This window comes from Paenibacillus sp. DRB1-1 (assembly GCF_052119485.1).
In the GTDB taxonomy this organism is placed as follows: domain Bacteria; phylum Bacillota; class Bacilli; order Paenibacillales; family Paenibacillaceae; genus Paenibacillus; species Paenibacillus polymyxa_B.
In genome coordinates this window covers 5,305,966-5,325,358 of the sequence record NZ_JBODQH010000001.1, presented here as the reverse complement: position 1 = coordinate 5,325,358, position 19,393 = coordinate 5,305,966, and the positions used below count along the sequence as shown (strand labels likewise).

20 protein-coding genes and 1 riboswitch are annotated in these 19,393 nt (G+C 44.8%); of the genes, 4 read left to right on the top strand and 16 right to left on the bottom strand.

Annotated features, from left to right (window positions below; translation table 11 throughout):
• Positions 1–304: 304 nt before the first annotated feature.
• The 9 genes from ACQW03_RS23980 to ACQW03_RS23940 all read right to left on the bottom strand — a co-directional run bounded on the left by ACQW03_RS23980 (position 305) and on the right by ACQW03_RS23940 (position 6,068).
• Positions 305–436, bottom strand: coding sequence for a hypothetical protein (locus ACQW03_RS23980; protein ID WP_256703320.1), 132 nt, complete (start codon positions 434–436; stop codon positions 305–307).
• Complete coding sequence (locus ACQW03_RS23975) at positions 409–957, bottom strand: accessory gene regulator ArgB-like protein (protein WP_441952118.1); 549 nt, start codon at positions 955–957, stop codon at positions 409–411. Before ACQW03_RS23975 ends, ACQW03_RS23980 begins: the two co-directional genes overlap by 28 nt.
• Positions 908–1,621: a hypothetical protein gene (locus ACQW03_RS23970; protein ID WP_071641072.1), complete on the bottom strand. Its 714-nt coding sequence runs from the start codon at positions 1,619–1,621 to the stop codon at positions 908–910. Before ACQW03_RS23970 ends, ACQW03_RS23975 begins: the two co-directional genes overlap by 50 nt.
• A 190-nt stretch (positions 1,622–1,811) precedes the next feature.
• Complete coding sequence (locus ACQW03_RS23965) at positions 1,812–2,264, bottom strand: SRPBCC family protein (RefSeq protein ID WP_441952115.1); 453 nt, start codon at positions 2,262–2,264, stop codon at positions 1,812–1,814.
• Positions 2,265–2,450: 186 nt separating this feature from the next.
• Positions 2,451–3,206, bottom strand: a complete 756-nt coding sequence (locus ACQW03_RS23960; RefSeq protein ID WP_025722664.1) for a DUF4247 domain-containing protein — start codon at positions 3,204–3,206, stop codon at positions 2,451–2,453.
• A 13-nt stretch (positions 3,207–3,219) separates the two neighbouring features.
• Positions 3,220–3,726 carry a DUF4178 domain-containing protein gene (locus ACQW03_RS23955; protein WP_007432513.1) on the bottom strand — a complete coding sequence of 169 codons (507 nt, stop codon included), beginning with the start codon at positions 3,724–3,726 and terminating at the stop codon, positions 3,220–3,222.
• Positions 3,727–3,750: 24 nt separating this feature from the next.
• Positions 3,751–4,158, bottom strand: coding sequence for a DUF350 domain-containing protein (locus ACQW03_RS23950; protein ID WP_013310484.1), 408 nt, complete (start codon positions 4,156–4,158; stop codon positions 3,751–3,753).
• A gap of 131 nt (positions 4,159–4,289) precedes the next feature.
• A complete protein-coding gene (locus tag ACQW03_RS23945; protein WP_013310486.1) occupies positions 4,290–4,958 on the bottom strand; it encodes a PspA/IM30 family protein in 669 nt (222 codons plus the stop codon).
• 87 nt (positions 4,959–5,045) lie between these two features.
• Positions 5,046–6,068, bottom strand: coding sequence for an NADH:flavin oxidoreductase/NADH oxidase (locus tag ACQW03_RS23940; RefSeq protein WP_023988950.1), 1,023 nt, complete (start codon positions 6,066–6,068; stop codon positions 5,046–5,048).
• 305 nt (positions 6,069–6,373) lie between these two features.
• Between ACQW03_RS23940 and ACQW03_RS23935 the strand changes: the two genes are divergently transcribed.
• Positions 6,374–7,180: a polysaccharide deacetylase family protein gene (locus ACQW03_RS23935; RefSeq protein WP_441952112.1), complete on the top strand. Its 807-nt coding sequence runs from the start codon at positions 6,374–6,376 to the stop codon at positions 7,178–7,180.
• A 198-nt stretch (positions 7,181–7,378) separates the two neighbouring features.
• Here the strand turns inward: ACQW03_RS23935 and ACQW03_RS23930 are convergent, their stop codons facing one another.
• The 5 genes from ACQW03_RS23930 to ACQW03_RS23910 all read right to left on the bottom strand — a co-directional run bounded on the left by ACQW03_RS23930 (position 7,379) and on the right by ACQW03_RS23910 (position 11,934).
• Positions 7,379–8,047, bottom strand: coding sequence for a 3D domain-containing protein (locus ACQW03_RS23930; RefSeq protein WP_441952110.1), 669 nt, complete (start codon positions 8,045–8,047; stop codon positions 7,379–7,381).
• A 6-nt stretch (positions 8,048–8,053) separates the two neighbouring features.
• A riboswitch (cyclic di-AMP (ydaO/yuaA leader) is annotated at positions 8,054–8,222 on the bottom strand.
• A 241-nt stretch (positions 8,223–8,463) separates the two neighbouring features.
• Complete coding sequence (locus tag ACQW03_RS23925) at positions 8,464–9,345, bottom strand: IS3 family transposase (protein ID WP_322176492.1); 882 nt, start codon at positions 9,343–9,345, stop codon at positions 8,464–8,466.
• An 8-nt stretch (positions 9,346–9,353) separates the two neighbouring features.
• Positions 9,354–9,650, bottom strand: a complete 297-nt coding sequence (locus tag ACQW03_RS23920) for a transposase (RefSeq protein WP_220025382.1) — start codon at positions 9,648–9,650, stop codon at positions 9,354–9,356.
• Between the two features lie 111 nt (positions 9,651–9,761).
• Entirely contained in the window at positions 9,762–10,484 is a 723-nt protein-coding gene (locus ACQW03_RS23915) for an amino acid ABC transporter ATP-binding protein (protein ID WP_441952108.1), read from the bottom strand.
• Positions 10,471–11,934 carry an ABC transporter substrate-binding protein/permease gene (locus ACQW03_RS23910; protein WP_023988953.1) on the bottom strand — a complete coding sequence of 488 codons (1,464 nt, stop codon included), beginning with the start codon at positions 11,932–11,934 and terminating at the stop codon, positions 10,471–10,473. Before ACQW03_RS23910 ends, ACQW03_RS23915 begins: the two co-directional genes overlap by 14 nt.
• Before the next feature lie 148 nt (positions 11,935–12,082).
• On the opposite strand from ACQW03_RS23910, the gene ACQW03_RS23905 reads away from it, so the two are divergent.
• Together ACQW03_RS23905 and ACQW03_RS23900 are read left to right on the top strand one after the other, a co-directional pair.
• Positions 12,083–13,261, top strand: a complete 1,179-nt coding sequence (locus tag ACQW03_RS23905; RefSeq protein WP_441952105.1) for a M20 family metallopeptidase — start codon at positions 12,083–12,085, stop codon at positions 13,259–13,261.
• Between the two features lie 42 nt (positions 13,262–13,303).
• Positions 13,304–14,374 carry a hypothetical protein gene (locus tag ACQW03_RS23900; RefSeq protein ID WP_441952103.1) on the top strand — a complete coding sequence of 357 codons (1,071 nt, stop codon included), beginning with the start codon at positions 13,304–13,306 and terminating at the stop codon, positions 14,372–14,374.
• Positions 14,375–14,463: 89 nt separating this feature from the next.
• Here ACQW03_RS23900 and glgA read toward each other — a convergent pair whose 3' ends face one another.
• On the bottom strand, positions 14,464–15,906 hold the full coding sequence (glgA, locus tag ACQW03_RS23895) for a glycogen synthase GlgA (RefSeq protein WP_220029587.1): 1,443 nt from the start codon (positions 15,904–15,906) through the stop codon (positions 14,464–14,466).
• Positions 15,907–15,927: 21 nt separating this feature from the next.
• Complete coding sequence (gene glgB, locus ACQW03_RS23890) at positions 15,928–17,850, bottom strand: 1,4-alpha-glucan branching protein GlgB (RefSeq protein ID WP_220025218.1); 1,923 nt, start codon at positions 17,848–17,850, stop codon at positions 15,928–15,930.
• Between the two features lie 236 nt (positions 17,851–18,086).
• On the opposite strand from glgB, the gene ACQW03_RS23885 reads away from it, so the two are divergent.
• Positions 18,087–19,313 (top strand): glucose-1-phosphate adenylyltransferase, encoded by a 1,227-nt coding sequence (locus ACQW03_RS23885; RefSeq protein ID WP_025722655.1) that lies wholly within the window; start codon positions 18,087–18,089, stop codon positions 19,311–19,313.
• The last annotated feature ends 80 nt before the right edge of the window (positions 19,314–19,393 follow it).

Below are 19,393 nucleotides of genomic sequence, written 5' to 3'. Positions count from 1 at the left end.
TTCTAAAATGCCCTCTTTCTGTTATAACGCTAAAACCGTTATCTGGCAAATCGGGGGGCTGTCTAAGTATGTATGGCAATAAAAATAACCCGTGAATTCTACGGGTCATTTCTATAACTTTTTAAGTGCTTTAAGCTTATTATGAGACATAGAGCAAGTGAAGTCAGATTCTTCGAATCGTACCTCCAAATGCGTTAGACTCGATCTCACAAAACCAAGTCGTGATAGCTGAAAAGCTTCCTTGCAAGTCTGTGCGGTTACCCCGATCGTATAAGAATAATGTCTAGAGTAACGCTGTACATAATCAGTTCTTTTCTTTTTTCTTGAGCTCAGCCGGTATCGGTTTAGCGCCAAATACTGTTTTTTCGTTTTTGGTAGATTCGTTAGCGTATTTTCCCAGTCTTAAACTTAAAGCTCTCGCCAATTTCTTATCCATTTTCGTTCACCTCCTTTCCATAAAGGAAGAATACTGAATGCTTGAATAGCTAAAGATAAGCATATTATGTGGGATTGTACAAAAAAATTCACCGCACAAATTAAAACACATACCGTTTTATAATATTTGTGGTTATTGGTCTTATGAATATAAATAAAATGATTGGGTGCATAAACTAAAAACACAAATACTGAACAAGCATTAATAATCAAAATCGTTGATAAATTTAAAGAGACGAGAGGTATAGTTACACATATTGCCGTTGTAAAACAGACACAAAATGTAAGATTGCTGAAGTGTGCCCCTCCTGAAAATCTTCTTACAAACATGATAGTTACTAGAGCTAATAACGAGCCCCAAAAATGCCCGGTCATCCAAGCGATAACCGTAACCATTAGTATCGAAGACACTTCGGTAATTTTTATACCAAGCGCATATTCCATCACTTCTACACTTGTTGGACCATCAGGATCAGCTTTTTTTATTTCCGTTGCGATGTACCGTGATAGCGCTTCTAGCATCCTCATAATCTCCTCTCTCTGAAAAGAAATACGACACGCCGAAAGTAAGCAATGAAATGGATAGTAATCCTATGGTATTTGAGCTATAGAGCATATACAAAGTAATAAAAATGGTGACAGCTGATATAAGAGCACCTAGAATCAACATTTTATTTAGGGATGATAAGTAATTTTCAGCTCTTAAAAAATCATGTGGAGGCTGAATTATAAACGAGAAACCAAAGTTATATTTTCCCATTATATAAGAAATAAAGCACGCAATAATAATAGAAGTTAACTGAATAACGTAAATAGAAGAGCCAGAAGTATCATTAATAGCACCTGGTTCTGCTACTCCAAAAAAATACGCAAACAGAAATACAAAAAGTTGTAAATTAATGTAGGCCGTTAGACCAGAACCAGCAGAAAAAGCTGCTAGATGGGTTTTGATCCCTAAACCAAATCTAAAAAAGATAACCATTAACAAATACTGAAGCGGCAAATCTAATTTAGGCAAGCCTATAACTTCCCTCATTAGAAAGGAAAACAAAGCTATGCCAATTGCATAAAATAATATTTTTCTACGATATTCCCTCACGGGAAGCATATAAAGCTTTAAGACCAAAATAACAGCGGCCAAAGCATCGAATACACCAAGTAATATATATAAAAAAGCAGATAACACAGATACACCATCCTCTTATTTCGCCTGTTGTAATTGTATATTTTACTTATAGATGTGGCAATGAAATAATCTAGTAAACTGGTAATATTTGTTTTTATGTAAGGTAAATTTTTATTTTTGTCATCAAAAAAATAAAAAGAACGATTTTAAAATCGTCCTCTTGTTGCAGTTTTAGCTGGAACCTTCTGATTTATCTATCTGGCATCATCCTTTTGTCGAGCTGCTCAAGTACAAGCGGCCAAGCCTGTTCATGTTGGTTTCTTGAATTCTCGTCTGGAAAACCTGCATGCGTTAAGTAAAGATGCGTGCCATTAAAGCGAGATTTAAACTCAACAGTGAGAACTGTTTCAGCTCCCTTGGTGCCGCCTTCGCCAGTAATCCAAGTCAGCTCGATCAGTCGGTTTTGCTCAAGTCTTAGAAATCTTCCGTAATGTGGATGACGCTTCCCCTCAAAATGCGTTTCGAAAAAGAAGGTCGTGTTCACTTTAGCCTCCATTAATACTGATCCTGGGGCTGCAAACCAACTGTCAAACTGCTTCGTCCACGCCTGATACAGAACATTCGGAGAACACTCCATTTTTCGTTCCACCATTAGATTAAATGGTCTTTGTGAAAGATCTGGCCAAGAAATAGATTGTACCATTTAATTTTCAATCCCTTCAATCAAACAGAGTTATGATTATCTCTACATTATTATATCCATAAAAGTGTAGGTTTGGCTGTGCCGCTAGATGATCACCAACATTATCTCTAAAAATAAAAAAAGGAACTGTGCATCAGTACCACAGTTCCGCAAATCTTTTGTTTTCAAATAAATTGACAATACCCCTCATCGTCGACTTCGTCGGCTGATTTTACCTGAACCGCTACGTGTTTTGGGCTTACTATAAGATTTACGCGGCGAATCAAATATGCTGGAACCGCCGCTGCCGCTCCGGTCACGTGAAATCGAGCCTCTGCTCGGTGAACTGCTGGACCCTCTGTCGAACAAACTTCCGCTTGACCCAACGCTAGAATCCGAGTTCTTTCCTCTACGGGTAACCGAACCTTTCCGCTCCACCGTAATCGGCGGAATCGCCTTTTTCTCCTGCACCGTAGGAGCACGATATTGGCCCTGAGAAGGTCGGTATACATCTCTGCTGGAGTAGCCCCGATAGGAGCCTGAACCACGCAACGAATCAAACAGAGCATCCAGCACAGTTGCGGTTAAGTATCCCTTTAGAAAGCTTGAACTGTAATTTTGTTCGACATACTTTTTACTGTCAATTTCAATGAGTGTATCTTCCTTCTTAGCTGGATCTTGCTGCAAATGGTACCACTCATCGCTATATACCAAAAACATCCGCTCATTGCTTTGCGGTGACATTTGTTCCGGTGTACGCTGTTCTTTCAATTCCTCTGCTACTTCCGGGACTGTCTTGCCAGCTGCCCGGTATACATACGAGGTCGAGTTTCCGCTGCCGCTAACCGATTCCAGCGGATACGTATCTTTTACACTTGGCGCGCCGCAGCCGCTTAACACGGATACGAACAAGCTCAGCGCCACAATGACCTTTAATGCATACTGCCAGGTGCGTTTGCTCATGTGTAACCCTCTCCTAGCTTGCCCGAATAACCTTGACGTCTCCGGTAATCACTTCTTCTCCTTCATAAAGCATAAAGCGACCGTCCTGCCACTCTACCCGCAACAGATGGTAATCATCAGACTGGTACTGCCACACATGCTGCTCTCCACCCTGTCGGAAAGGAGCACGGCCCATGACGGTAACATGCCCAGAATACTGTTCCTCCAAATGATACGTTGTATCATCCAGCTCTAAAATGGTCGGCACTTCCTCGGGGTTGTCAAGTCTGCCGTCGATGGCCTGATATAGTCCGAATTGCAGTGTTTCCCGTTCCTCAATATGAAGATAACTGACTTGATTACCATCCTGAAGCGTCAAAACAACGGCATTCCGGGCACGATTATGTACACGACCTACCACTTCATAGGTGACAAGCGACACTTCACAGATATCACCTGGATTTAAGTGAAGCATGCTTTTCTCTGCTTTCGGCGGCTCCGGCTTAGCAAATAGATTTGAAATTCGTTTCCACACACCCATGGTTATATTCCTGCCTTTCTTAGCCTAGAAGCATGCTGTAATGATCAAGGCGCCAACCAGATGCAGCGCTCCTGAAAACAGACCGAAACCAATTTTACCTTCCTGTGTACCTTTATCCAGATCAAACTGAGCCCAGTACCGCAACAGCAGACGTACAATAACTTCCAAAACAAGCAGGATGACAAAGGCGATCACAGAATACACAAGCGCTTCGAGCAAATTATTAGCTGTAGCGATAGAGCCTGACAAGATATAGCCTTGAGCAACTAACTTCATAATCATTCGTACCGTTACGGCCATATTTCCAGCCTTCACTTCGGCAAAATCCTTATACTTCGTAAATAAAGAGTCGACATACATTAATGCGAAGATCAAAATAGCCCCCGCACCAGTCCATACAAGCATTGCTTTCATCGTTTCTAAAAAATGCATTTCATACCATCCTCCACATCTTCTTGACCTTCATATAATGTTTTACGCCTCCAGGCAGGGAAAAGCGAAGGAGAAAACGTTTCTCCTTCGCTTCCTGAGCAATCACACTTGGCGGCACTGCTAAAATGTTCTTATTTATTTTCGTATTGCTTCAACAAAGCGGCAAGCTCATCGTCCACGGCGCTTTTCTTATCCAGCTCTTTGAACTCCTCATCCAACGATTTTTCCTTAGAAGACATTTCGTTGCTCGCTTCGGCACGTGCTTCTGCTTGCAGCATTTTTTCTTCCATACGCTTTAATCCGGCAGTTGCCGTATCAGAGCTAAAACCGTTCATAGCTTTGTTAATTTCAGTTTGCGCTTTAGCTGCATTATAACGGGCAACCAGTGTCTCGCGCTTGTTTTTCATTTCTGTCAGCTGTCTACGCATTTCATCCAGCTTGCCACGCAGATTATCGGCTGCAGCTTTGTTCTGTTCGTAACCAGCTTTGAACTCATTCATTTTTTGTTCAGCAGATTTCTTTTCTTCCAGCGCGCGACGAGCCAGATCTACATTTTGTGCTTTTGCAGCGGTATGTGCCTGTTCTTCGCGTTTTTTTACCAAAGCAGCCTGTTCTTCGTATTGCTGTTTGAATCTCTTTTCAATAGCAATTTGAGCGGCTACCGCTTTCTCTGCATCTTCCAGGTCCTCTTGCATATCACGAATGTATTGATCCGTCATTTTAATTGGATCTTCTGCCTTGTCGATAATGGCATTAATGTTGGACATCGTAAGATCTCTTAATCGTTTGAAAATAGACATGTGAAGTTCCTCCTAGAGTTGAATGCTTAAATTTTAAGCTCTGTACACATGTTTACGCAAGCTTTGCAAAGAGGGTTTCAAAAATATCTAAAAGCCGCGCAAGTAAGGCTCTGGGATATCGGCCTGTACTTTTAGCTCCCGCGATGCATGCAGCGCCCAATAGGGATCACGCAGCATGGCACGGCCTATTGCTACCAGATCAGCTTCTTTCTGCTGAACAACCCGGCGGGCGTCCTCATAATCATCCAGTAAGCCAACCGCAATGACAGGTACATTCAGCTTTTCACGGATGGTATGAGCCAAATCCACCTGATAGCCGGCACGCGCAGACGGGCCTCCACCAGAACCAATCGGACCCTCACCACCAGAAGAGATATGGAAAATGTCCACACCCGCATCACGATATCGTTCCCCTACGCCTGTTATGTATTCCACATTATATCCATCTTCGACGTATTCTTTGGCGGATATCCGCATAAGCACAGGCATATCAGCAGGAAGAACCTCTTTAACAGCATGTATGACCTCAACACCGAACAGTGACAAATCCTGCCCATATTCATCTTCTCTGGCATTTGTTAAAGGGGAATGAAATTGATGGATCAGATAGCCGTGAGCGCCATGTATCTCGACCGTGTCAAAACCTGCTTCCACCGCGCGGCGCGCGCCTTCTTTGTATGCCTGAACCAGTTCCCTGACTTCAGCCGTCTTTAAGGCGTGGGGCTCTTTAAAGCGTTCGCTAAAAGGAATCGAGGACGGACCCACAGGTTGCTCAGCATCTTCAGCCTTGCGTCCAGCGTGGCCTAGTTGAATGCCAATTTTGGCACCATACTTGTGGACTTCCTCTACAATCTTACGATATGCAGGAATATGTTCGTCACTCCAAATACCCAAATCACGATCTGTAATACGTCCATCTGGATGGACCGCTGTCATTTCCACAATAATAAGTCCAGTGCCTCCTACTGCCCGGCTCACATAATGGACATGATGCCAATCCGTTGGATTTCCGTCCTTGGCCTCCACGCTGTATTGGCACATCGGGGGCATAACAATCCGATTTTTTAAAGAAAGCCCCTTTAATTGATAAGGAGTAAACAAGTCGGTCACTTTTATCCATCCTTCCTTCAATTCCATGTCTGTATAATTATGAATTGCATCCCCATTATACACCAGCTGTCACGGTATACCGAATTCGTTGTAAGGCTAAAACTTGCGAAAATGCTCCTGTTTCCGGTCATGTTTAAGAGAATATGTACGTTTAGCTCCATCATCTTCATTGATAATCGTTTCATCGTGGACTTCTTTCCAGTCGTTGATGAGCCGAACTTGGTAACCAGCATATTTTTAATAGGACAGGTACATAATAGTCGAGAGCACCACTAGGTACCACTGCACGGAAAGGGGGGATACATATGCCGTACAGGGGAGTGTTGCCATGCTTGGCACTGTTACTAGCATTTTCAAGTTTACCCGTTCACGCGGATGCGCCTCCCAACATCGGAACGCCCCATCCCAAGGAAGCAGCTGTTGCTTCTTCTGTACAACAGAGCACAGATCGAGCAACTCCTACATTAGCAATGCTGCGAAAAAAACATGCGGACATTTTTAAAATGTGCGGCCCACACACCCGCCAAATTGCCTTAACCTTTGATGATGTGCCCGATTCTAGGTATACGCCGCAGGTTTTGGACGTATTACACGCCAATGGCATCAAAGCCACCTTTTTTATCGTCGGTCACCGTGCGGAAAAGCATCCGGGGATCATACGCCGTATTATCCGTGAAGGCCATGCTATAGGAAACCATTCCTATACTCATCCGGATTTTAGGAAGGCCACACCAGAACGCTTTCGCAACCAGATTACAAAAACAGAACGTATTTTACAAGCCAGCGCAGGTATTCGCCCCAAGTTGATTCGTCCACCCTACGGTGAAATCACGGAGCCTCAAATCCAATGGGCACGTCGTCATGGCTACATGATTGTCAATTGGAATGTAGACTCTCTCGACTGGAAGGGACTAAGTAAAACACAAATTCAGCGCAATGTGATCCCAGCTACCGGGCCTGGCTCTATTATTTTAATGCACGCAGGTGGAGGTCAAAGCTCCAACTTGCAAGGCACTGTCCAAGCTCTGCCGGGTCTAATTCACTCTCTAAAAGCTAAGGGCTACAAATTTGTGACAGTCCCTCGGCTACTCCACACATCGGAACGGAAATAACCATATGTTTAGGATTGAGCTACAAGCTAAAGCAACGTAAAAAGGCTGTCTTACCAGCAGAAGTTTTCTGCTCGTCAAGACAGCCTTTTTTACGGATAGGACCTGATAAGAGTCCGACCTAGTTATATATGGTAGGATACAGGCATTAAGTTTACATAGTATATATTATGTTTAATTAAACCGTATATACGTACAATGCTATTTATCAATAACGTATAGCTTCACATTTTGAAATCCAAAGTCGTTCACAAATGATTTGTTGCCAGGAATAAAGATATCAATCCGTTTTCCTGTAATGGCGCTGCCCTGATCGCGAGCGACAGCTACAAAAGAATGATCCGGCAAACCTGGGTGGGAATAGCCTGTAACCAGCACTTTCGTGCCCATCGGAATGACGTTCGGGTCTACCGCAATTGTACCTAGTTTAAGCGGATTGCCGTAGTAGTCCACTGCTCCCCATTTACCATTCTCATCGGCTGCGGCAGAATACGCAGAAGCCTTAACGTCAACTATTTTGCTATAGTTAAATGTTTTGCCCCACGCTTGAATCGTTGGCCCCTCATTCACTGGTGCTTTCTCCGTAATAAGCTGCGGCTTCGAATCCGAAGCTGCCTTCACACTTTTTTCACCAGGTACCTTAATTTGCAGACCTGCATATATATTGTTGGAGGCAATGTTTGGGTTCGCCTTCGTCAGCTCGTCCACTGATACTCCATAACGTTGAGCAAGCAAAAAGAAGGTATCACCATCTTTGGCAGTATGAAGCGAAGCAGCATCCGCTACTCCAGCTGTCTGTGCCAGACCTGCAATGGCTGCGGCAAGCACCGCAAATTTCATGGTTTTTCCAATATGTTTTAGATGTTTCAAAGATATGTACCTCCTCTGTTATGCCTGCGAAGTTAGCTGTCGGATTCGGACTCAGAAGAAGCCCTATGCTTGTGCAATTCACCCCTAGGCATATTCCATATCGTCTTATGACGTATCGGAAAGAATGCCGTTGTTACGTCCCCCGCACTTCCCATAGTTTGGGCCCAGCATTCAGCGTTTGTCATAACCGCATGCTGTCCCGGTAAGTTTTGGCTTACTGCATAATATCACAATTTTGTAACCTTATCCGCATGAAAATGTTGGGAACCTTGAACATCATACTATACTCGTTACAATTTTGTCACCAAGAAATCGATATTTGTTACGAAAATATGGGGAAATGGTGACAAAAAAAGAAAAAGCCCTCCGTCAATGAAGTGAACCCTGTCAAGTAGACAGCTATCAAAAAGCAATAATTAAGCAGCCTGAGTCCTGTATTCATAAGGAGTCAGGTTGTTTAGTTTCTCTTGAAAGCGTTCATGGTTGTAGAAATGGATATACTTTTGAACAGCATGCTCCACCTGTTGAGCTGAATGGAAGGCGTGGAGATAGAAACACTCGGTTTTAAAATGACTGAAGAAGTTTTCTATACATGCATTGTCCCAGCAGTTCCCTTTTCGGGACATGCTGGCCTGTATTCCGTATCGCTTGAGCAGGTTGGTATATTGGCGAGAGGTATATTGAAATCCTTGGTCGCTATGCAGTAGAACACCTCGCGCATCCTGTCGCTTCCTTGCCTTTTTCACTGTATCCAACACCAGGCTCAAATCGTTTCTGCGGCTGATCTGGTAGGCAACAATTTCGTTGTTAAAAAGATCCTGAATCGCGGAAAGGTAGAGCCTCTGTCCATTGAATATGAGGTAAGTGATGTCTGTTACCCACTTTTGATTCAACTGGTCGGCCTTAAATTCCCGGTTTAGATGATTGCCAGAAATGACATAGGCTTCTTTCTTGCCGTAGTAAGGTCTCTTCCTACGAATGATCGCCTTGATTCCTAGTTCACCCATAAGTCTCCGTACACGCTTATGATTTATATGTATGCCATAGATTCGATTCAACCAAACCTTCACCCTGCGGTAGCCGTATATTCCTTTCAATTTCTCGTAACAAGCCATGATTTTTAGCTTCATGGTTTCATCTTCCCGCTGTTTTTGTGAAACGAACATCTTTCGCTTTATCCATTTATAAAAGCCGCTTTTGGATACTCCGGCCAGTTCACATAGTAGTACGATGCTATGTCCCTTACTAAGCAATTCTTGGATCACCGCAAACTTTTTACTCTTGGGTACAGCCTCCATTCCTCCTTTCACATCTGCAAGAGCTTTTTTAGCATTTCATTTTCTGCTTCAAGGCGTTTCAGCTTGACCTCCGGATCTTCGGGGCGTGTTCGAGGTCTGCCGATGCCAGGCCCTTTTGCTTTGCCTCGTTTTTCCTCTAGACCTTTCATTCCCTCGGCTTTGAAGTGTCTCACCCATCGGCGAACCAGCGAAGCGTCAATCTCCATTTCTCGTGCCACGTTTTTATATCCGATTCCCTTGTTGAGGTACAGATCCACTGTCTTTTTCTTGAAGCTCACATCGTAAGTTTTTCTTATTACTCCCATAGAAAAATCCCCTCCATAATAGACAGATTAGTCGGCTTGCTCTTTTCTGTCTACTATGAGGGGATCATATCACAAACGGAGGGCTTTTTTATAGCTCATATCAGCACTTTCTTACAATACTTTGGCAAGAAAATCACGGGTGCGATCATGGCTTGGAGTACCAAATACCTGCTCTGGTGTACCTTGCTCTACAATTTTACCGTTATCCATAAAGATGATTCGATCGCCTACCTCACGGGCAAAGCCCATTTCATGCGTCACGATTACCATGGTCATGCCGCCTTCGGCGAGCTTCTTCATTACATCCAGAACCTCTCCAACCATTTCAGGGTCCAATGCAGAAGTCGGCTCATCGAACAGCATTACGTGCGGCTGCATGGCCAAAGCACGCGCAATCGCAATACGTTGCTTCTGACCTCCGGATAGCTGGTTCGGAAAGGTATTCTTCTTATCCTCAAGCCCTACGGTACGCAGGAGTTCTAGCGCAATTTTTTCCGCTTCCTTCCCTGACTGTCTTCTAACCTGCGTTGGTGCAAGCGTCAGGTTCTGCAACACTGTTTTATGCGGGAACAGATTAAAATGCTGGAACACCATCCCCATCTTCTCCCGGGTTACGTTAATATTATGACCACGAGCTGTAATCGGCTCGCCCTCAAACAAAATCTCCCCGTCCGTAGGCTGTTCTAGCAAATTCATGCAACGCAAAAACGTACTCTTCCCCGAACCGCTGGGACCGATGATGACGACGACTTCACCTTTGGCGATATCTATATCAATGCCTTTTAAAATCTCATTCTTGCCGAACGATTTACGCAGTTGTTTAACGGTGATCACTGGCTCTCAACTTCCTTTCCCATAAACCCAGCAGCTTAGACAAGCTGAATGTCATTACAAAATAAATAGCGGCTGCGATTACGAACGGACTTAATCCTTCGTAGGTAATGTTCTTAATGACCTGGGCCTGATACATAATATCCACCATCCCAATGGTCGAAATAATGGATGATTCTTTAATGATCGTAATAAACTCATTACCGATAGCAGGCAAAATAGATTTAAACGCTTGCGGCAAAATGACATGACGCATAGCTTTGCCCCGTCCCATACCCAATGAACGGGCAGCCTCCATCTGTCCACGGTCTACCGCCTGGATACCTGCACGGAAAATTTCAGCCAGATATGCCGAGCTATTCAGAGACAATGTGATTATACCAGACTGGAGTGGAGTAAAATTGACACCCAGCGTCAAAGCAACCCCGTAGTGAATAATCATGAGTTGCACCAGCATAGGTGTGCCACGCAGGATCTCTACATAAGTGGTACCTAACCACTCAATGATGCGTACTCCACTCATACGTAGCAAGGATATGATCAGACCAATGATGAATCCGAACAGTACTCCGAGCGCAGACAGCAACAAGGTGTAGCCGATACCCGTAGCATATAAACTGCGGTATTTCCAAAAAATATCTACAATGTTATTAGAAGAAACCTGACGATCCGCAGAAAGTGCACTCGCTTCCGTGGAAAACTTCTCAATCGACCCGTCTGCTTTCAGGCGAGCCAACGTTTTATTTACAGAAGCAAGCAATTCTGCATTCCCTTTACGGATACCTACAGCTGTTTCTGCTCCCGCATCCTCAGGCACAGCCTTGGCAAGGGTTACGGTACCGTCTAACGTGTATCCTTTAGCAACCGTATCTTCGATCACGACAGCGTTCACACGCTGGGTCCGCAGCTGGAGTACCAGGTCAGATATTTTATCCAGTGAAGTTACAGAGGCATTGGGCACTTTTTGAGCAATCTCTTCCTGAATACTTCCCTTTTGTGCTCCGATCTTCTCGCCTTTCAAAGCATCCATCGTCGGATATTTGTCTTTATCCTCTGGGCGTACCATGATGACTTGCTTGGAGCGATAGTATACATCCGAAAAATCAATACTCTTTCTGCGTTCATCCGTTGGTGTCATACCGGACAGTACCAAGTCTACACGACCACTTTGCAGAGCAGGCAGCAAAGAGTCAAAACTCATGTCCTCAGGGACCATCTCCGCATCCAAATCTTTGGCGATTTCCTTGGCGATATCCACATCGAACCCAACAATGGTATCCTTACCGTTAATGACTTTATGAAACTCATACGGCGGAAAGTCGGCACTCATGCCCACAACAAGTTTTTTCTGTGGCTTTGCTTCCGTTCCGTATGCATTGAGCATGGGAAGACCAGTCAACAGCAAGATAACCGCCGTCAAAACCAGGGCGGTAAAACGATATGCCTTTTTCAATCTTTTTTTCTCTCCTTAAATTCTTTATAATAAATAAGATTGTGTCATTATAAATGAATATGCATGATTATGCAATGAATGTTATAGTACAATTTCAGCATACCTAACGCAGTACCTATATTACAGCTTATATAAAGGAGTTTTCAGCATGGATTTTAAACAGACCATTCAACAGACCATTGAGCAGCATGCCCCACGGTTTAAGGACATTTCGTTATTTATTGGCGCAAATCCTGAACTTGGAAACGAGGAATTTCTGGCCGCTGCCCGTTTAAAAGAAGAACTGGTTTTTCACGGTTTTGAGGTCCAGGCACCTGTATTGGGCATAGAAACAGCCTTTATTGCAACTTACAAATCTGCAAAACCCGGACCGATTGTCGCTTTTCTGGCAGAATATGACGCTCTGAAAGGTCTAGGACACGCCTGTGGGCACCATCTGATATGTATGATGAGTATTGGTGCTGCCGTCGGCCTCAAGTCGATCATCGACGAAACAGGTGGAGAAGTACGGGTATATGGCACACCTGCCGAAGAAACACGCGGTGCAAAGGTCCCGATGGCCGCTGCCGGGTTGTTTGATGATTGCGACATAGCACTTATGACGCATCCTTATGACCGTTACGAAAAATCAGGCAAATCGCTGGCGATTGATGCTGTACAATTCGAATTTTTTGGTCAATCTGCCCACGCGGCTGCCAGCCCGCACGAAGGCATTAACGCGCTGGACGCTGTGATTCAAACGTTCAATGGCATCAATGCGTTCCGTCAACAAGTAAAAAGTACAGTGCGTATCCATGGGATCATTAACCAGGGTGGGCAAGCAGCCAATATTATTCCTGATTACGCCTCAGCCCAATTTTATGTGAGGGCCGCTACACGTCAAGAGTTGAACTCGCTGACTCGCCGTGTTATTCAAATTGCTGAAGGAGCTGCTTTACAGGCCGGGTGTCGTTTGGAGACCTCCAATTATGAGACTTCTTATGATGAAATGGTCACGAACCGTGTACTTTCCGATGCGTTTACCGCAAATTTGGTGCAGGCTGGCATTTCACAAGAAGATATAACGGAAGGCGAAGATCACGGCTCCATGGATATCGGAAATGTATCGCTTCATTGCCCTGCTATCCATCCTTACATTCAAGTTATTGACGAGAAGCATGCCTTGCATACACCAGAATTCCGTGATTTGGCGATGCAGGACCGGGCCATGGAAGGAATGCTGCTAGCTGCGAGAACTTTGGCATGGACTGCTTGCGATGTAATCACGAATCCTGAACTGCTAGCACAGATAAAAAAAGAATTCGCTCTGCTGAATAACGAACGCTAAATCTTAATTCCGTGTTCTTTCAGAAAGGAGTAGTCAGCCATCATGGATAGTATGAGCAGTTTTTGGACGTTGTTTATTGTGGTGATCCTCATCATTTTTTGGTTTATATTCCGTGCAATACGCAGGAACCGGGGAAACAGAAAAACACGGCGCCGGAATGCTTTTTTCCTCAGCTCCCCATCCCCTTCGTCCCTTGCGCAGGAGCGTCATCCAGAGATTACAGAGCTGATGCAGCTACTGGAGCAATCCATTCCTGCCTCCTATGCTCATAGCGTGAAGAGTCGTGTAATGGAAGCCCACCCTGAGCTGACGGAGCAAGAATATGATTGGCGCTGGCATGAGCTAAAACGATATTTTATGCTATGCACGATTATGAATCGAGTGCCTATGTTCAGTAGTGATGTGGATGAATTATGGCACGAAATGTTGATGTTTACCCGCGAATATCAGCAATTCTCGGAAGCTTTTTTTGGTCGTATGCTTCACCATGCGCCTCATTACGGCGGCTCTCAGCCGATGCCTGTGGAGCGGGCGTGGTTTGACTGGCTGTATGTGGAATGCTTTGGCTGGAACCGCTATAGCGCCAGTTTGTGGGGAACCTTTTTTAATCATCCATTACCGAACGACGAGCTTTCGCGCTATTACAAACTCACAACTTCCGCGCAGCCAGCAGGTGACCGCTGGAATACGCAGGAGAATATAGCTATTTCACAGCAGGCCCAACAAGCGGTTCATAAGATTGTACAACATCTGCGCGAGCGGGTGAATAAAGCGGTGGATGATCCTGAGGGTAAGCAATTGCCTAAGGTCAACTATTTACAGGTCGACTATTTGTTATTAGCTGTTGTGTGGTATTCATGGTATCAACCTGAACAATTTGCCATACACATGCACCCGGATGCTATAGGTAATGCTGTATTAGCTAGCTCATCCGGCTGTAGCTCGGCAAGCGGCTGTTCAAACTGGGATACACATCACTCGCACCATCATTCCTCCCATGACAGTTCTCATCATGGAGACTCTTCTCATCATGATTCAGGCGATTCTGGTAGCCATTCTTCGTGTAGCAGTGGCTCTTCATGTGGAAGTAGCTGTGGTGGTGGGGGCGACTGATCATAGCAAAAAAGGGAATTCCTCAGCCAGAAAACTTGGCTAAAGGGATTCCCTTTTTTATTAACATGACTGGGTTGTTCCTATTCTGTTCAGTCCTTTTTTGTTAGCAAATGGTAAATATCCATATACGCTTCGGCTGAAACATCCCAACTATATTCTCCTGCAAAAGCCGTCTGTGTAAGCTTCGACCAATGCTCAGATTGGCGATAAAAATGAACAGCACGACGAATGGTGTTCAACATATCATGTGCATTGTAGTTCGTGAAACTAAATCCGTTTCCTTCACCTGTGGATTCATTGTAAGCCTGCACAGTATCATTAAGGCCCCCTGTTTCTCGTACAATAGGGATACTTCCATAACGAAGTGCCAGCAGTTGGCTGATCCCACAAGGTTCAAACCTTGATGGCATAAGATACATATCGCTTGCCGCATATATTTTTCGTGACAGAGGTTCGCTAAAAGCGAGCTGCGCCGACATTTTCAGTGGATAGCGTCCCGCTGCCTCACGAAACCAATGCTCAAAAGCCGGATCCCCTGTTCCCAGCACGACAAACTGGATATCATCATAATACAAGATTTCGTCAAGCACTCTCGTTACCAGATCTAGCCCCTTCATATCTACAAGCCGGGTTACCATGGCAATCATAGGTACGTCTGGCCGCACCGGCAGACCCAGCTCCTTCTGCAGGCCAATTTTGTTTTCCTTTTTCTTTGTCAGACTCGTGCGGTACTTCGTATAAATACGATTGTCCGTGGCAGGATTGTAACTTTTGGTGTCAATTCCGTTCACAATCCCCGTTAAGCGACCCTGATCCCCCAATTTACGAAGCAGACCCTCCAGCCCATATCCGTAAAATTCCGTTTGAATCTCCTCTGCATAGGTTGGACTCACGGTCGTGACATGATCCGAGTACGTAAGCCCACCTTTCATAAAATTTAGTCTGCCATGATACTCCACACCTTCGGGGGTGAAATAGCTCCCATCCAGGTTGAGCAGCTCAGTTAAGACCTCATACGGAAAATCCCCCTGATACAGCAGATTATGTATCGTAAACACCGTGCGAATATCACTGTAGAAGGGCAAATGTCGATAATCGGCATTCAGAAGCAGCGGAACCATTGCCGTATGCCAATCATGACAATGCAAAATATCCGGCCGAAAGTTCAGTTCAGGCAGCACTTCTAAAATCGCCCGGTTAAAAAAGGAAAACCGTTCGCCATCATCCATATAACCGTAAATACCGTCACGACCGAAGTAATACTCATTGTCTATAAAATAAACCTTGATTCCGTCTAATGTCAGTTCCTCTATTCCACAATATTGATTACGCCAGCCTACGGCTACTTGCTTCACCGCTACCGGCCGCAGAGAATTTTTATAAGTATCGGGAATCCCCGCATATTTAGGTAAAATGATTCGGACGTCGCACCCCGCCTGACGAAGTGCCTTCGGCAGTGCGCCAATGACATCAGCCAACCCGCCTGTTTTAATAAATGGATGTGCTTCTGCTGCCGCAAACAAAATGTTCATATGTGCTTCCTCCTTATGTGTTTAATCTGCTTTTTTAGGCCTCCTAGGCGCTTTCTTGAGTATAACGATGCTCAGGGGTGGAATGGTCACCTCTAAGCTGTGAAGCTGTCCGTGGCAAGGGATGGGGGCGGTCCGTATTATTCCCGTATTCAGCTGGTCCCTTCCCCCAAAGTCCTTATGATCACTGTTCAGCAGTTCGATATAACTTCCGGCCTTTTCCAGCCCAATTCGGTAGTTCTCTCTGGGCACAGGTTGAAAGTTAATAAGCACAACTAGTGTATCTCCTGACTTTTTACTTTTACGCAAATACGTAATTACGCTCTGCCCACGGTCCTCCGCCTCAATCCACTGATATCCATCCCACGAATGATCCAGTTCCCATAACGCCTTTTCCTGAATATACAAATGATTCAGCGCTTTCGTAAAAGCGTGCAGCGAACGGTGACTGTCATAATCCAGCAGAAACCAGTCAAGCTGCTCCTCATCCTTCCATTCGATGAATTGGCCGAATTCCCCTCCCATAAATAAGAGCTTTTTGCCCGGTGAGGTGATTTGGTAACCGAGAAGCGCTCGAAGCCCGGCAAATTTTTGCTCATAGCTACCTGGCATTTTATCAAGCAGCGACTTCTTACCATGAACAACCTCATCGTGCGACAACGGCAGTGTAAAATTCTCGCTATACGCATAAGCTATGGGGAATGTCAGCAAATTATGGCGCTCCGGCCTCTGATCGAAATCCGTTTCGATATAATCAAGCGTATCGTTCATCCAGCCCATATTCCATTTGTAATTAAAACCGAGTCCTCCATCGCTTACCGGGGAAGTCACCATCGGCCAGGCACTGGACTCCTCTGCCATCATCAGAGCATACGGATAATAGCGGAATACTGTTTCATTTAGTTGTTGAAGGAAGGCAATAGCCTCCTCATTTTCAATACCTCCTTTAGAGTTAAAACGATATTGACCGTCCTGCTTTTCAAAATCCAGCCGTAGCATACTCGTCACAGCATCTACGCGCAGGCCGTCAATATGGTATACATCCATCCAGAATAGCGCATTAGATATCAGGAAAGAACGCACCTCCGGCTTGCTGTAATCAAACGTCAGTGTTCCCCAGCCGGGCTTTTCCGCAATCAGTGGATCCGCGTATTCGAACAGAGGCGATCCGTCAAACAGCCTTAATCCATGAGCATCTTTTGCAAAATGGGCTGGGACCCAATCCATCAGCACTCCAATTCCCGCCTGATGGCAACGATCCACCAAATACATAAAATCATGCGGTTCTCCATACCGGCTTGTGAGTGCAAAATATCCGGTGAGCTGGTAGCCCCAGGAAAGATCGTACGGATGTTCACTCAGCGGCATCAGCTCAATATGTGTATACCCCATATCGGTCACATAAGGCACAAGAAGCTCAGCTATTTCCCTGTATGTATAAAACGTACCATCTTCCTTTTGCTTCCACGTGCCCAGATGAAGCTCGTATATGTGCAGAGGCTTTCCATAAGGTGCTCTACGTTTTCGGCGCCAAATCGCATCGTTCCAAGCATAACCATCTATAGAAGCTACCACAGAAGCCGTTGCCGGTCTCACTTCAGCACGTACCGCGTAAGGGTCTGCTTTCAGAAATCGTTCACCATTTGCACCCGTGATGTCGTATTTGTAAAAAGTTCCTTGGGATATCCCCGGAAAAAAACGACTCCAAAAACCGGATTTGGGAACCCTATATAAGGAATCCTGTTCCCCATTCCAGTTGTTGCGATCTGTAGCAAGCCCGACATGGAGAGCATGAGGAGCCCAGACCGTAAAGCGGACGCCCTGTTCTCCGTTCTCCACAGTAAGGTGGGAACCCAAAGATCGGTAGCTGTGATAAAGCGTTCCTTCATGAAACAAATAAATATCTTCCGATGAAATAGCCTGTTGCGGAAGAGTTTGGTCTGTCATCACGTCACCACCCTTATATGTTTTGTAAGTAAAAATGTATGAATCGGTAATGTATTTGCTTTTGGGTCAAAGCTGACCTGAGTTATTACCCCATTCTAGCCACAATGAACAGAAAAATGACTAGGAAAAAAATAAACCTTAGTTTTGGGGGAATCTTATATACCTTATGGTTTCAAGAGTACCCCATACCGTTTATGTATGTACTACACTGACAACTAAACCGGGAGGGAAACGAAATGTTTAATAAAGAATGCATTGCCATGCTGCTGGCAGGCGGAGAGGGACGCCGTCTTGCTCCCCTTACTTCAACGATTGCAAAACCCGCCGTACCTTTTGGCGGTCATTACCGGATCATCGATTTTCCTCTCAGTAACTGCGTAAATTCAGACATTGATACTGTAGGTGTACTGACGCAATATGAGGCAGAATCCTTGCACGAACATATCGGGGATGGAACACCATGGGGTCTTACAAAAACAGATGACAAAGGGATTACTCTGCTTCCATCTTATAACACAGGTAACGCTGAATACTTAGGAACGGCAGATGCTATTCATAAGAATATCGAATATATTGACAGCCAAAATCCGGAGCATGTGCTTATATTATCCGGTGATCATATTTACTATATGAATTATCGTGAAATGCTGAACCACCATAAGGAAAAAGGAGCTGCGGCTACCATTTCTGTCATGGAGGTACCTTGGGATGAAGCACACCGTTTTGGTGTTATGAGTGCCGATGAAGATCTGCGTGTCACAGAATTTGCAGAGAAACCGGAGAAACCGGAAAGTAATTTGGCCTCTATGGGGATTTACCTTTTCAAATGGGATTACTTAAGAAATTACTTGTTAGAAGACGCACAGGATGCTCAATCCAGTCATGATTTTGGTAAAGATATCATCCCTAAAATGTTAGCGGACCAAGAATCCTTGTACGTTTATGAATTCCAGGGCTATTGGAAGGACGTAGGCACCGTTAAAAGCCTATGGGATTCACACATGGATTTGTTACAGGATGATTGTGCTATCGACCTTCAACGCAAGGACTGGCCGATGTATACACGTGAACGCCGCACAAGGTTGAGCGCACAAAAGGTGCCTAACCGTCAAACACAACCTTTGGGCAGCTTGCTGCATGATTCCTGCCAAGTAGAGGGCCGAATAGAACGCTCCGTTGTATTTAGTGGTGTCGAGGTAGGTAAAGGATCAGCCATCAAAGAAAGTATCGTTATGCCTGACACACGCATTGGACGTAACGTCCATATTGAACATGCGATTATCGGTGAAGGTGCTGTGATTCGTGATGGTGCTGTCATTAAAGGTAATCCGGGCGAAATTATGGTTATCGGACCCAATGAAGTGGTATTTGGTAAAATGGCAGTACGACCGCAAACTACGCGTATGCTGAAAGAAGCTTACGAGCGCAATACACGCTTGCGTGCCGAAGGTTTTACTTCATAACGTTACCCCCAAATTAAAAACAGCCAGCCCTCCGATTTGAGAGGACTGGCTGTTTTTCTAGTTAAATCTATACAATGGGC

Coding starts and splice junctions, on each gene's coding strand:
- glgA (WP_220029587.1), bottom strand. CDS start 15,906: ATGAACATTTTGTTTGCGGCAGCAGAAGCACATCCATTTATTAAAACA.
- ACQW03_RS23980 (WP_256703320.1), bottom strand. CDS start 436: ATGGATAAGAAATTGGCGAGAGCTTTAAGTTTAAGACTGGGAAAATAC.
- glgB (WP_220025218.1), bottom strand. CDS start 17,850: ATGACAGACCAAACTCTTCCGCAACAGGCTATTTCATCGGAAGATATT.
- ACQW03_RS23925 (WP_322176492.1), bottom strand. CDS start 9,345: ATGGAGGCTGTACCCAAGAGTAAAAAGTTTGCGGTGATCCAAGAATTG.
- ACQW03_RS23955 (WP_007432513.1), bottom strand. CDS start 3,726: ATGGGTGTGTGGAAACGAATTTCAAATCTATTTGCTAAGCCGGAGCCG.
- ACQW03_RS23885 (WP_025722655.1), top strand. CDS start 18,087: ATGTTTAATAAAGAATGCATTGCCATGCTGCTGGCAGGCGGAGAGGGA.
- ACQW03_RS23935 (WP_441952112.1), top strand. CDS start 6,374: ATGCCGTACAGGGGAGTGTTGCCATGCTTGGCACTGTTACTAGCATTT.
- ACQW03_RS23965 (WP_441952115.1), bottom strand. CDS start 2,264: ATGGTACAATCTATTTCTTGGCCAGATCTTTCACAAAGACCATTTAAT.
- ACQW03_RS23905 (WP_441952105.1), top strand. CDS start 12,083: ATGGATTTTAAACAGACCATTCAACAGACCATTGAGCAGCATGCCCCA.
- ACQW03_RS23950 (WP_013310484.1), bottom strand. CDS start 4,158: ATGCATTTTTTAGAAACGATGAAAGCAATGCTTGTATGGACTGGTGCG.
- ACQW03_RS23900 (WP_441952103.1), top strand. CDS start 13,304: ATGGATAGTATGAGCAGTTTTTGGACGTTGTTTATTGTGGTGATCCTC.
- ACQW03_RS23945 (WP_013310486.1), bottom strand. CDS start 4,958: ATGTCTATTTTCAAACGATTAAGAGATCTTACGATGTCCAACATTAAT.
- ACQW03_RS23920 (WP_220025382.1), bottom strand. CDS start 9,650: ATGGGAGTAATAAGAAAAACTTACGATGTGAGCTTCAAGAAAAAGACA.
- ACQW03_RS23960 (WP_025722664.1), bottom strand. CDS start 3,206: ATGAGCAAACGCACCTGGCAGTATGCATTAAAGGTCATTGTGGCGCTG.
- ACQW03_RS23975 (WP_441952118.1), bottom strand. CDS start 957: ATGCTAGAAGCGCTATCACGGTACATCGCAACGGAAATAAAAAAAGCT.